Here is a 12,334-nt window from a genome sequence, read left to right as displayed (position 1 = left end):
CAGCGGGATTTTTTTATGACATGAACTTAATGCAGCACGTCACCACCTAACAGTTGGCGTATTTCATCGGCTGCGAAATGGTAGTGCTGATTGCAGAACTGACAGTCGATATCGATGCTGCCACGTTCCACCAGCAGCTCTTCCACTTCTTCTTTTCCTAGCGACAACAATGCACTGGCGCTGCGCTCGCGTGAGCAACTGCAAGCAAAGTGAAGGGCCTTGGGTTCAAACAAACGCAGCGGGTGTTCGTTGAATAAACGGTAGAGTACGGTGCTGTGATCCAGTGCCAGCAATTCATCCGCTTTGATGGTGTCAGCAAGTGCGATGACGGTTTCCCATTTATCGCGGTTGTCTTCTTCGTTGGTAATTAATTGCTGTGGCAGTGCCTGAATTAACAAACCACTCACGGTATGTTCATCGGCAGCAAACCAGATTTTGGTGCCCAGTTGTTCTGACTGCTCAAAATAGCGCTCCAGGCAATCGGCAAGGTTGTCGGCATCCATCGGCACTATGCCCTGGTGGCGTTCGAGTTTACCGCCAAAGTTTTCATTGCGCTGCGGCTCAATGGTAATCACCAACACACCATTGCCCAGTAACTGTTGCAGGTTGCCGTGCAGTGCCAGTTCATCACTCAAGGTGATGTCGTGATTTAAGCGCACTATGCCGCGCACACTGTTGTGGTGATTGCATTCCGCCATGATGGTTGAGAGCGCGCCATCGCCGCGCGCTTGTAAAATAATTTTACCGTCGAACTTCAAGGTGCTGGATAAAAGGCTAACCGCCGCAAGGAATTCACCGAGCAGGCGATGAATGGCTGGTAGTTGCGGGTTGTGACTAAGCACTTCGCGATAGCTATCGCCCAGGGTTACGATTTCACCGCGAATATCGCAGTCATCAAATAAAAAGCGGTGGAGTAAATCTGTACTGGACATAAAAAACCTTTCGTGTGCGTGCAACAAACCATTGCCATGGTTAAGGACAATGGTTGTCGATATAAGTGGTTAACTCGGCAACCATGGCTTGCCGTTCTTTTTCCGTCGTTTTGACAACCTTGCCCTGGTCATCGATAAAAATCACATTGCCGCTAATGCGTCGCAGGCGATTTTTGGCAGCGGCGCAGCGCGTTGCCAGTGCATAGGCTTCGCCCGCGCTCATCGCTTGTTGTGCATTGCGCTGCTGCTGTGCTTCGGTTTCCTGAATATGCAGCTGCTGAACTTTGTTCAATTCTTCGCGGCTGGTATCCAGGTTTTGTTTGCTGACCTGTTTGGTAATGTCTTCCGCATTGGCTGCTGGCGGTTTGTCGGTGAAGTGTACTTTGCCGTCCTTGTCGACCCAGCGATACACTTCCGCATTACCCATCGCGCTGCAACCCAGAAATATCATCAATAACAATGTGCGACCTTGCATGGTGCTCTCCTGATATAAATTTAATCCTCGGCGCCCAATAAATTAATGCGCTGAAAGCGGTGAATATGGCGGCGTTCTTTTTTGTTGGGGCGATGGTCACTCACAATAAAATTACCGAGGCCTGCTTTGCGTTCTGCCGCGCGTTTTTCGCGCAGCGCTTTGCTTGCCTCCGTTTCCGTGTACAACAACATGGCTTCGGGGGCACCGCGCCGCTGTGCGGATAGTGCGGTGATAACCACGGTTTTTTCATCCCAGTCCTGACGGATGGTTAATTCCAAACCTATCGCGGCTTCTTTGCTGGGTTTTACCCGCTGGCCATCGCAGTGAATCTTGCCGCCGTCAATCGCTTGTTTGGCGAGGCTGCGGGTTTTGTAAAAACGCGCGGCCCACAGCCATTTATCGATGCGAATTTTATCGTCATCGTCGTCATGATCGTGTTTTTGTTTACTCATGGATTAAACCGCTACCGGCATAATTTCATCAAAGTGGTGGATGGCCGGGTATTGTTCCATGCGCCGCGCAATTTTGCTGTCCGGTTGATGAATGCCCAGCACATATTTAATGCCAAAGGTTTTGGCTGAATCCAGAATGCGCACAGTGTCATCGATGAACAGGGTGCGCGCCGGATCAAAATGCTCAAAGGCTTGCAGCTCCTGCCAAAATTTTTGCGATTCCTTGGGTTCATTAAACTGATGGGAGGACACAATCACGTCCAGCCAGTGGTCGATTTGGGTGACCTCCAGTTTCAGCGACAAACTCTGCGGGTGTGCATTGGTCACCAGCAGCACTTTTTTGCCCAGTGCGCGCAAGCGGGTGAGGAATTCGCCCACGTGGGGGCGGATCTGGATCTTGTGTTTCACCTCTTCTTTCAAGCTGCGAATATCCACTTCTAACGCCTTGGACCAAAACTCCAGGCAATACCATTGCAGTGTGCCTTCGTATTGCTGGATATGGTTTTTTAACTTGGCGTTGGCCTCGGCCAGATCCACCTTGTGGATCTCGGCGTAGCGTTGCGGCAGGTGATCCAACCAAAAATAATTGTCGAAATGAAGATCCAACAAGGTACCATCCATGTCTAGCATGACTGTATCTATTAAGTCCCAGTTGATCATAAAATTGTCTCTAGCCGAATTTACCCACTGCATCTAAAAAACCTATGCCAACAAAACCCACTATTTTCAAGCGCGCCACTGTAGCGCGCAGCCGTTTATTCCGCGCCGATGAAATCCAGTTGCGCTTTAGTAACGGCGAGCAGCGCACCTACGAAAAACTCTGTTCGGGCGGCCCGGGAGCGGTGCTTATTGTACCTCTGCTCGATGAAAATACGGTGCTTTTGGTGCGTGAATATGCGGTCGGAATTGAGGATTACCACCTCGCCCTGCCCAAAGGGGCGATCGATGCGGGCGAGGACCTGCTGCAAGCCGCCAACCGTGAGCTTAAGGAGGAGGTGGGCTATGGCGCGCGCAAGTTGCAGTTCCTGAAGAAGATCAATTTATCCCCCGCCTACATGGAACACGGCATTAATATTGTGTTGGCGTGGGATTTATACGCCGAGCGGCTGGAAGGCGATGAGCCAGAGCCGATTGAGGTGGTGCCTTTCCCGCTGGCGGATTTGCTCTCTCTGGTCATGCGCCCCGATGTGTGCGAAGGGCGCAGTATTGCCGCGCTGTTCTTGGCGCGCGAGTGGCTGGCGGGACGGTTGCCGCTGACCTCCCCTGTGGTGACACCGGAGGCACCTGTCGATGAACAATAATCCCATTAGCCCGGCGCTGATTGCAGAGTTGGTCGCACTGGCGCGCCATGCGGGTGATGCCATCATGGCAATTTACGCCCAAGAGGACAGTTATGACATCACCCACAAGGGCGATGAATCGCCACTGACGGCTGCTGATTTAGCGGCGCAGCGTGTGATTGCCGCTGGGTTGCCGGGTTTGCTGGATGTGCCGATTATTTCGGAGGAGGCAGCGTTGCCGGACTTTTCGGTACGCCAAGGCTGGAGCAACTACTGGCTGGTAGACCCGCTTGATGGTACCAAAGAGTTTATCGCGCGCAATGGTCAGTTCACCGTCAATATTGCGCTGGTACAGCAGGGGCGGCCACTATTGGGTGTGGTTCATGTGCCCACCAGTGACACAACTTACCTGGGCGTACTCGCCGCGCAACAGCCGGAATCCCTCGGTGCCTGGAAATATACGGCGGGTCACTCGCCACAAGCTATCCGGGTGCGGGACTTAGAGGCCCGCGCCGCCGCGCAGTTGCCGCTCACCCTGTTGCTCAGTCATCGTCATGGCACCCAGGCGACCAGCGAACTACTCAATCTGCTGGAGCGCCGCTGGCCGGGGCCAATTGAAACCTGCAATGCGGGCAGCTCGCTCAAGTTTTGTGTAATCGCAGAAGGACTGGCCGATTTTTATCCGCGCCTTGCGCCAACCTCTGAATGGGATACGGCCGCTGCACAAGCGGTATTGGAAGCGGCGGGTGGTGCCGTGGTTGAAGCTGTACCCGCATTGAACCCGCTGCGTTACAACAGCCGCGACGATATTCTCAACCCGTATTTTTACGCCTTGGGCGATAGTCGATTTGAGTGGGCCGACCTGCTTGCCGCGCCCTGAACAGAGAGGGTTTTGAAACGTATTTTTCAGGCTTATGCCCGGCTTTTTATAACCAAGGTTCTAGGCACCCGAGAAGAAAATATTCTAAGTTTTGTCGCCCTAGCCCAAGGCATCTGCGCTAGGCTTCAACAGTGGGGCTGCTGTGCAAACAGCAGTGTTGGTAGGTAAACGCAGCGGTATTCGTGCGGAATGACTCTGCATGGCTGCAGATATGAATCTCAATATGAGTGAATGCTTAGGGAGTGTTAATCATGAGAAGACAAAGCAAAAACCTGAAAGCCGATTTCAATGTGAATCGCACTGATTTAATGCGCGATAAATTAATCCGCGAAATTTCCGATTACGAGCGACAATTAGCCGAGTTAAAGCTGAACGGCAATAAAGTCGATTTCACTATGATTCAAACCTACAAAGACCTCATCAGTGCGCGACAGGACATGTTGCGGCGACTGCCAGTGCACTACTAATTCCCTCCCTTTTCGTCTGGCTGAATCCCGCCCTTGGGTGGCAGGATTCAGGCTCAGGCCGAGCGCGGTTGCTGTTTGCCCAGCGTGAAGCGCGGGTCAAAAAACGCCTGCTGTAACCCGCTTAATTGGCAGAAGCATCCTGCTGTGCCCGATTTATGGTCCGCCGACGTGCGCGTCACCTTGCTGTTTGCTGCACCTGGCAAGCGTTTGCTTTTGTGCTGCAGCCAGCCATTGGCATCGGCAAATGGCATGGGGCGATGGATAAAGTAACCCTGCACCTGATCGCAGCCCAATTCGCGCAAGCAGCCAATCTGTTCAAAGGTTTCCGCCCCTTCCGCCACCACGGTCAAACCCAGTGCATGGGCGATGGACACTATGCCTTTGGTGATATCCCAATCCACTTTGTTGCCGGGCAAATCGGCGACAAAGGACTTGTCGATTTTGATGATGTCCAGCGGCAGGCGCTTGATGTAGGTGAGCGACGCATAGCCAGTGCCAAAATCATCCACCGCCATGCGCGCGCCCAAATCGCGGCAGCGCAGCATAATGCGCTTGGCGCGTTCCAGGTCTTCCAGCATGGCGGTTTCGGTAATTTCAATAATCAGCGATTGGCCAAACCCCTGCTGTTGTTCGCACAGGTTTTGCAGCTCCACTAAAAAAGAAGGATGCAAAAAATGGCGCGGCGAAATGTTGATATGAATGTCCGGCTTGAAGGTGCTTTTACTCCACAGCAGCATCTGGCGCGCGGCTTCCTGCAATACCCAATTGCCGATGCGGTATTCCAAATCGCCACGCGCGGATTCAAAGGCCTGAATTAATGGCCCGGCGCTGATGACTTCGCCATCGGGTTTGCACCAGCGCAGCAAGGCTTCAAAGCCAACCAGCGACAAATCGTGCAAGTGGCAAATGGGTTGATACCACAATTGCAATTCGTTGCGCTCCAGCGCGCCTTCCACATCCACGATGGAGATTAGCTGTTCCTGCGGCAGCGCGGCTTTCACCGAGGCGCGCTGGAAACGATCACCGCCCTGGCTTTTGGCGAGGTACATGGCGGCATCGGCTTTGCGCATCAGATTGATTTCATCGTTGCCGTCTTGCGGTGCCAGCACCACGCCGATGCTACCGCTCAGTCGCCCGCGCTTTCGCCCTATGCCGTAGGGCACGCGCAGGGCTTGTAAAAACCGTTTGGCGAGCAGCTCTATATGGGTCTCGTCGCACTCCGCAATAATCAAAAATTCATCGCCGCCCAAGCGGCCAATCTGATCACCTTTGCGCACCACATCGCTCATGCGCTGGGCCACATCGCGCAGCAGCACATCGCCGGTTTCGTGGCCCCAGTGATCGTTGGCGGCTTTCAGTCCGTCCACATCAATAAAAAACAGGGCAAAACCCCGGTTGTAGCGCTGCAGGTTTTCCAGGCAGTGGTCAAGGCAATCCAGAATGCCACGGCGATTGAGCAGCTTGGTCAGTGGGTCGATAGTCACCAGCGAGCGCAGTTGTGCTTCCAACTGTTCGCGGTGGCAGGCTACGGCGATCTGGCTGGCAATGCGCTCGGCCAGGGTGAGCAATTGGGGCGATAAATCGGCGACTTTTTCGGTGTGCTTAAACCAGGAGGAGGCGATAACCCCCAGCACCTTGTCGGAAGAAATAAGGGGAATCACCAGGTTGGATTGCAGGCCGGCATTGACCATTTCCGGAATGGCTTCAGGGGCGCTGGCGTAGTCGCGGGTGAAAATACTGCTCTTGGTGGCGAGTGCGCGCCCGGCCACGCCGGTGGTAGCGGTAAAGCGAAAGCCCTTGAAGGCGCTCAATAGATGTTGCTGTTCGCCTTCAAACAATTTGTATTCAAAGGTCTGGCTCTCTTCATCCAGCAAAATCAGAGCGGTGCCATCGGCGTTCAGCAGGGTGCGCACGGCAGCGGCTGCTTTTTTGAAAAATAATTGGAAATCCGGTTCGAGGGTTAGGGCATCCATGGTGGCCAAGAGCGATGGCACAGCGGTATCTAACAACAGGGAGTTCTTCATGGATGCATGCTCGTAGGTACATCAAAACGCGCTAAAACAAGTCGGGCTTATACAAATTGCAATTAGCTTGCCAGTCGCAACCAATTAATCTTATTTAGCTGGTTTAACCGGCTGCCAGTGGCGGTGCAGGCGCCATATAAGACGGATTTTTTGAAAGAACCGGTGGCGCGCGCAACGCCGCTCCCTGTTTGGGTGCAGGGTTGGGCGCGCTGGTGCACAGAGTGGTGCGATTTGGTGCGTTTAACTCTGGGGTGACGGGTTTTCGAGGCGCAATTGCCCTACGAAATTGCAGGGGCGGTGGCGAGCATCAAGCTGGTCGGCAATGATGTTTGTCCAGGCAGTGGTGCAAGCGCCGGTGGAGCCGGGCAGGCAAAAAATCAGGGTGCGATTGGCAAGGCCAGCGGTAGCGCGAGATTGAATAGTAGAAGTGCCTATCTCTTCATAGGAGACCTGGCGGAACAACTCGCCAAACCCGACCACGGTTTTATCAAACAGCGGTGTGACTGCTTCAACCGTAGAATCGCGCCCCGCAAAACCGGTGCCGCCAGTAATCAGCACCACTTGCGCCAGTGGGTCGACAATCCAGTTGGAGAGCGCCGCGCGGATTTGGTAAATATCGTCAATCACCAGCTTGCGGTCATGCAATCGATGGCCGGCGGCGCTTAGCAAATCCTGCAATTTTTGGCCGGAGGTATCGGTCTCCAGGTTGCGGGTATCGGATACGGTGAGCACACAAATATTTAAGGGTTCGAATTCTTTTTGGGATGACACACTAGCCTCCAGTCATATTCATGAACCGCACAATTTGCGGTTCATCATTTAAATCAAAGGTATGTTTTTCCGGTTTGTGCTGCATGGCGTTGATAATGCGCGTGCGCACTTCTTGCTGCGGATTTTCACTTGCGCGCAATACCTCGCGTAAATCAACGCTGTTTTCTTGTCCCAAACACAACAATAAGCGACCGGTAGCAGTGACGCGCACACGGTTGCAATTGCCACAAAAGTTGTCGGAGTGGGGCGAGATAAAACCAATACGCGACTGGTAGCCCTGTGCTTGCCAGTAACGTGCGGGTCCTGCGTCGGCATCGCTGCGGTTGAGTACTGGCTGCAATAAATGATGCTGGCTGATGGCGCTACGCAATTCATCGCTGCTGACAAACTCGGCGGCGCGCCCATGTTCATCAATACGCCCGAGCGGCATCTCTTCGATAAAACTGATATCCAGCCCTTCACTCAATGCAAATTGCACCAGCGCTGGCACTTCGTCGGCGTTGTAGTGTTTCAGGGCAACACAGTTGAGTTTGATACGCTCGAAGCCCGCATCCTGTGCAGCTTTAATACCGTCCAGCACTTGCTGTAGATCGCCGAAGCGGGTGAGTTGGCGAAAGCGCGCGGGGTTCAGGCTATCGAGGCTGATGTTAATGCGGTTGACGCCAGCGTCCCTGATCGCCTTGGCGTACTGCGGCAGGTGGGTGCCGTTAGTGGTGAGGCAAAGCTCATGCAGTCCGTCCAATTGGCCGAGGCGTTGCAGTAAATCCAGGGTGCCTTTACGCACCAGCGGCTCGCCGCCGGTAATACGCAATTTGCTGACCCCCAGCGCTACGAAGGTTTCGCCCAGCAGCGCAAGTTCCTCAATGCTGAGAACCTCGCGGCGCGGTAAGAATTGCATCTCCTCGGCCATGCAGTAAACGCAGCGCAGGTCACAGCGGTCAGTGACTGACAGGCGCACGTAATTGATGGTTCGACCGAAGCTATCGATTAAAGGCATAGGGAGATGCTGTTCCTGATGGGCTTGCAACTCTAACGAGCAATCCTGTCCTGCTCAAGGAGTTTATCCCTTGAGCGATTCAAACCCTGTTCCAAAATGGGGATTAGCAACAGTCTAAACCTCTGCAACGCGATAGATGAAGATATTTTTAACCGACTTGGTTTGGCTGCAACGGATTAAACCAGGTGTTCTTTGCCTAAAAAACCAATAATGGCTGATTGTGGTGCGCAGTGCACCATCACTTTGTTTTTAATTGGTGCATTTATTTAAAAATAAATTTTGCCAATTTGCATTTATCTGGTGCGCATTTGCACCAATAAAAAACATAAAGCGAAATTTTTCCCCAGAGAAATGATTGTGAAAATATCAGCGTGTGCGCCAAGGATTTTTATAAGCACATGAAATAAAAAGGAAAATAAATTTTTTTTAGAAAAAAATGGTTGTGGCATCGCGTTTGCAATTCCCTGTTGGTAAACAACAGGCAGGTGGTGCAATGAACAATTTTTTCAAAGCCAGTGTAGAAACCCTTCCCTCGGCGATGCTGAAAACATCGCGCGCGCAAAAAATCGGCGACAGTCGCGGACGTGCCAGCGCATCAGCGGCGGGGAAAGTGTGGTTGGTGGGCGCTGGCCCGGGCGATGCGGAATTGCTAACCCTGAAAGCCCTGCGCGCCATCAATACTGCCGATATTATTTTTTACGACTATTTGGTCAGCGCCGATATTCGCGCACTATTTCCCAGCCATATTCCTGCCTATTACGTTGGCAAAGCAAAAAACCAGCACAGCATCCCGCAAGAAGAATTGAATCAATTGTTGGTGACGCAAGCACGTGCCGGTTTGAATGTCTGTCGCCTTAAAGGTGGTGACCCCTTTGTCTTTGGTCGCGGCGGCGAAGAATTGTTGGCCTTGCGCAGCGCGGGTGTCGTTGCCGAGGTTATTCCCGGTATTACCTCGGCATCGGGTTGCAGTACCTATGCCGACATCCCCTTGACCCATCGCGGTTTATCCCAAGGCTGCACCTTTGTAACAGGGCACGCCGAAAAACGTTTGGATGTGAATTGGAACGCACTGGCACAACTGAATCACACTCTGGTGTTCTACATGGGGCTGACCCGCGCCGACGAAATTGCCAGCCAATTATTGGCCGGTGGTTTGGCGGACGATACACCCGTTGCCATTATCGAAAACGGGTGCCGTAGCGACCAGCGCGACATTATCTCCAACCTCCGCGATTTTCCGGCAGAGGTTATTCGCGCACAGGTGAAATCACCGGCATTAATTATTGTTGGCGAGGTGGTACGCATGAAAGAAAAATTGCAGGCACAGGTGCAATTACATGGGGCCGATGCGCAATACCTTTTGGCTTGATCTTTTTGATTGATAGCGCAGCCGAATCACACATTAGCAAGTAAAAAAATTCACGACCGTGAGGCATATATGAAAAAGCGTATTGTTGTCGTTGGCAATGGCATGGTGGGGCACAAGTTTATCGACAATCTGGTCAATCATGGGGATGCAGATCAATACCAGGTGGTTACTTTTTCGGAGGAGCCGCGCCTGGCTTATGATCGCGTGCAGCTCTCCAAATATTTTTCCGGCTCAACCGCAGATGATTTAATGCTGACCAGCGAAGCGTATTACCGCGACCATCAGGTTGAATTTATTTTAAAAGATAAAGTGGTTGATCTGGATATCGACAATAAAGAAGTTATCACCGCGTCCGGGCGACGCGAAGGCTATGACAAATTAATTCTCGCGACGGGCTCCTTCCCTTTTGTTCCGCCTATCGCCGGTAATAATGGCGAACACTGTTTGGTGTATCGCACCATTGAAGATCTGGAAGCTATTACCCGTTCCGCCAGCGTCAGTAAAATTGGAGTTGTGGTGGGTGGCGGACTGCTGGGGTTGGAAGCGGCCGCCGCACTGAAAGCCGCAGGCCTTGAAACCCATGTGGTGGAATTTGCACCGCGCTTGATGGCGGTGCAACTGGATGACGGCGGCGGTAAATTATTGCGTCGTAAAATTGAAGCCATCGGCGTAAAAGTTCACACGCAAAAAGCGACCACTGAGATTGTCGCAGGCACAGATGCGCGCTATCGCATGAATTTTGCCGATGGCAGCCATTTGGAAACCGATATGATTTTGTTCTCCGCTGGCATTCGCCCACAGGATGAACTTGCACGCAAATGTGGCCTGGGTGTTGGTGAGCGCGGTGGCATTATTGTGGACAACCACTGCCAAACCACGGCAAACGATATTTATGCCATTGGCGAATGCGCGCTGTGGAACAATCGCATTTTTGGATTGGTTGCCCCCGGCTACCAAATGGCAAAAGTGGCGCTGTCCCATATCACTGGCGGCAGCGAACAATTCACCGGTGCGGATATGAGCACCAAATTAAAATTACTCGGTGTTGATGTGGCATCGATTGGCGATGCGCAGGGCGCAACACCCGGTTCACTCAGCTACACCTATAGCAATGATGTGGACGAAGTTTACAAACGCCTTGTGGTATCGGCCGATAAGAAAAAATTATTGGGCGCGGTACTGGTGGGCGATGTAGAAGCCTACGGCACACTGCAACAAATCTGTGTGAATGGCATGGATTTACCGGATGATCCCAACAGTTTAATTCTGCCAAATGTCGATGGTAGCGGTATGGCGATTGGTGTGGATGCACTGCCGGAAACCGCGATGATTTGCTCCTGCTACGATGTTAGCAAAGGCGCAATTTGCTGTTCGGTACAAAACGGTGCGCGCACGATGGGCGATATCAAAACCATCACCAAAGCATCAACCGGCTGTGGTGGTTGCACGGCGCTCACCAAACAAGTCATGGATGCTGAATTGAAAAAACTGGGCGTTGAAGTGAGCAATCATATTTGCGAACACTTCCCACACTCCCGGCAGGAATTGGCGGATATTGTACGCATCAAAAAAATCAAAACCTTTGACCATCTGTTGGATGAACACGGCCATGGCCTGGGCTGCGAGATTTGCAAACCCGCAGTGGCTTCTATTCTGGCGGCTTTCTGGAATGAATTTGTGTTGGATGAAAAACACATCGGCCTGCAAGACACCAACGATATTTTCCTGGGCAATATGCAAAAAGATGGAACCTATTCCATTGTGCCGCGTATCGCCGGTGGTGAAATCACGCCCGATAAACTGATCGTGTTAGGTCAGGTTGCGAAAGAATACAAACTCTATACCAAAATTACCGGCGGCCAACGCATCGATTTATTCGGCGCGCAGTTGCATCAATTACCCGCTATTTGGAAAGTGTTGGTGGATGCCGGTTTTGAAACTGGTCACGCTTACGGTAAATCCCTGCGCACGGTGAAATCCTGCGTGGGCAGCACCTGGTGTCGCTACGGTGTATTGGATTCTGTGGGCATGGCCATTGAGTTGGAGAATCGCTACAAGGGCGTGCGCGCGCCACACAAAATTAAATTTGGCGTATCCGGTTGCACACGCGAATGTGCGGAAGCGCAATCCAAGGATTTTGGTGTGATTGCCACCGAAACCGGCTGGAGTTTATACGTGTGCGGCAATGGCGGCATGCGCCCGCGCCACGCCGATTTATTTGCCACTGGCTTGGATGATGTCACGCTCATTCAATACATCGACCGCATTATGATGTTTTATATCCGCACCGCTGACCGTTTGCAGCGTACATCCGTATGGCTGGAAAATCTGGAGGGTGGGTTGGCCTACCTGAAAAAAGTGGTGATTGACGATAAGTTGTCAATCTGTGCCGAACTGGAAGCGCAAATGGCTTACAACATCAGCCAATACCAATGCGAATGGAAAACCACTGTCGAAAATGAAGCGCTGCAAAAACGCTTTAAACATTTTATTAATACTAATGCTACCGATAGTCATTTGGCGTATGTCGTCGAGCGCGAACAAATTCGCCCGGCCACCGCCGAAGAGCGCAGCAATAGTTCTATTCAGTTTGTAGAGTTGGTGGATTAATGCATCAACTCCCCCTTTGAAAAAGAGGGCTAGGGGGATTCGCTTTTTTCTAATCCCTCCCAACCTCCCTTTTTCAA

The 12,334-nt window shown here is 52.2% G+C and carries 12 protein-coding genes; 5 read left to right on the top strand and 7 right to left on the bottom strand.

Annotation, left to right across the window (positions count from 1 at the left end; all coding sequences use genetic code 11):
* Positions 1 to 26: 26 nt before the first annotated feature.
* The 4 genes from hslO to yrfG are packed head-to-tail and all read right to left on the bottom strand — an operon-like array spanning position 27 to position 2,519.
* Positions 27 to 932, bottom strand: a complete 906-nt coding sequence (hslO, locus tag B0D95_RS12735; protein WP_078044239.1) for an Hsp33 family molecular chaperone HslO — start codon at positions 930 to 932, stop codon at positions 27 to 29.
* A gap of 40 nt (positions 933 to 972) precedes the next feature.
* On the bottom strand, positions 973 to 1,407 hold the full coding sequence (locus tag B0D95_RS12730; RefSeq protein ID WP_078044238.1) for a DUF4124 domain-containing protein: 435 nt from the start codon (positions 1,405 to 1,407) through the stop codon (positions 973 to 975).
* 20 nt (positions 1,408 to 1,427) lie between these two features.
* A complete protein-coding gene (locus B0D95_RS12725; RefSeq protein WP_078044237.1) occupies positions 1,428 to 1,859 on the bottom strand; it encodes an RNA-binding S4 domain-containing protein in 432 nt (143 codons plus the stop codon).
* A 3-nt stretch (positions 1,860 to 1,862) separates the two neighbouring features.
* Entirely contained in the window at positions 1,863 to 2,519 is a 657-nt protein-coding gene (gene yrfG, locus B0D95_RS12720; protein WP_078044236.1) for a GMP/IMP nucleotidase, read from the bottom strand.
* 44 nt (positions 2,520 to 2,563) lie between these two features.
* On the opposite strand from yrfG, the gene nudE reads away from it, so the two are divergent.
* The 3 genes from nudE to B0D95_RS12705 all read left to right on the top strand — a co-directional run bounded on the left by nudE (position 2,564) and on the right by B0D95_RS12705 (position 4,486).
* Positions 2,564 to 3,160: an ADP compounds hydrolase NudE gene (gene nudE / locus B0D95_RS12715; RefSeq protein WP_078044235.1), complete on the top strand. Its 597-nt coding sequence runs from the start codon at positions 2,564 to 2,566 to the stop codon at positions 3,158 to 3,160.
* A complete protein-coding gene (cysQ, locus tag B0D95_RS12710; RefSeq protein WP_078044234.1) occupies positions 3,150 to 4,019 on the top strand; it encodes a 3'(2'),5'-bisphosphate nucleotidase CysQ in 870 nt (289 codons plus the stop codon). Before nudE ends, cysQ begins: the two co-directional genes overlap by 11 nt.
* Before the next feature lie 251 nt (positions 4,020 to 4,270).
* A complete protein-coding gene (locus tag B0D95_RS12705; protein WP_168172450.1) occupies positions 4,271 to 4,486 on the top strand; it encodes a hypothetical protein in 216 nt (71 codons plus the stop codon).
* A 53-nt stretch (positions 4,487 to 4,539) separates the two neighbouring features.
* Here the strand turns inward: B0D95_RS12705 and B0D95_RS12700 are convergent, their stop codons facing one another.
* From B0D95_RS12700 to moaA, 3 genes are all read right to left on the bottom strand, one after another.
* A complete protein-coding gene (locus tag B0D95_RS12700) occupies positions 4,540 to 6,510 on the bottom strand; it encodes a bifunctional diguanylate cyclase/phosphodiesterase (RefSeq protein ID WP_168172449.1) in 1,971 nt (656 codons plus the stop codon).
* A gap of 240 nt (positions 6,511 to 6,750) precedes the next feature.
* Positions 6,751 to 7,281 (bottom strand): molybdenum cofactor biosynthesis protein B, encoded by a 531-nt coding sequence (moaB, locus tag B0D95_RS12695; RefSeq protein ID WP_078044233.1) that lies wholly within the window; start codon positions 7,279 to 7,281, stop codon positions 6,751 to 6,753.
* A 1-nt stretch (position 7,282) separates the two neighbouring features.
* Complete coding sequence (gene moaA / locus B0D95_RS12690; RefSeq protein ID WP_078044232.1) at positions 7,283 to 8,278, bottom strand: GTP 3',8-cyclase MoaA; 996 nt, start codon at positions 8,276 to 8,278, stop codon at positions 7,283 to 7,285.
* A 493-nt stretch (positions 8,279 to 8,771) separates the two neighbouring features.
* Between moaA and cobA the strand changes: the two genes are divergently transcribed.
* The gene (gene cobA, locus B0D95_RS12685) at positions 8,772 to 9,647 is read left to right on the top strand and encodes a uroporphyrinogen-III C-methyltransferase (RefSeq protein ID WP_246841600.1); all 876 of its coding nucleotides are present in this window, start codon (positions 8,772 to 8,774) and stop codon (positions 9,645 to 9,647) included.
* 69 nt (positions 9,648 to 9,716) lie between these two features.
* Positions 9,717 to 12,257 carry a nitrite reductase large subunit NirB gene (nirB, locus tag B0D95_RS12680; protein ID WP_078044230.1) on the top strand — a complete coding sequence of 847 codons (2,541 nt, stop codon included), beginning with the start codon at positions 9,717 to 9,719 and terminating at the stop codon, positions 12,255 to 12,257.
* Positions 12,258 to 12,334: the final 77 nt, after the last annotated feature.

Origin of the sequence: Cellvibrio sp. PSBB023, from assembly GCF_002007605.1 — a bacterium.
Classification (GTDB): domain Bacteria; phylum Pseudomonadota; class Gammaproteobacteria; order Pseudomonadales; family Cellvibrionaceae; genus Cellvibrio.
This window is presented reverse-complemented; position numbering and strand designations above follow the sequence as displayed.